This window comes from Paenibacillus xylanilyticus (assembly GCF_013359935.1).
Lineage (GTDB): Bacteria > Bacillota > Bacilli > Paenibacillales > Paenibacillaceae > Paenibacillus > Paenibacillus xylanilyticus.
On record NZ_JABMCB010000115.1, the window covers coordinates 1 to 242 of the forward strand.

Here is a 242-nt window from a genome sequence, read left to right on the forward strand (position 1 = left end):
AACTCTCAAAACAGCTTGCTTTTGCATGGAGCTTGTTCTTTGAAAACTAGATATCGAAACGAAAATTGCGAATTAGAACATTCCTTTTAGCTGAACTTGTGTAAACAAGTTTCAATAAAACGGTAGATTGCATTTGCTCGTATGAGCAATTGGTTAAGCTACTAAGAGCACACGGAGGATGCCTAGGCGCTAGGAGCCGATGAAGGACGTGGCGAACAACGAAACTGCCTCGGGGAGCTGTA

1 rRNA gene is annotated in these 242 nt (G+C 43.0%); it reads left to right on the top strand.

What is annotated here, in order from left to right:
* Nucleotides 1-151 precede the first annotated feature (151 nt).
* Nucleotides 152-242, top strand: a 23S ribosomal RNA gene (locus HP552_RS36000); the annotation flags it as partial.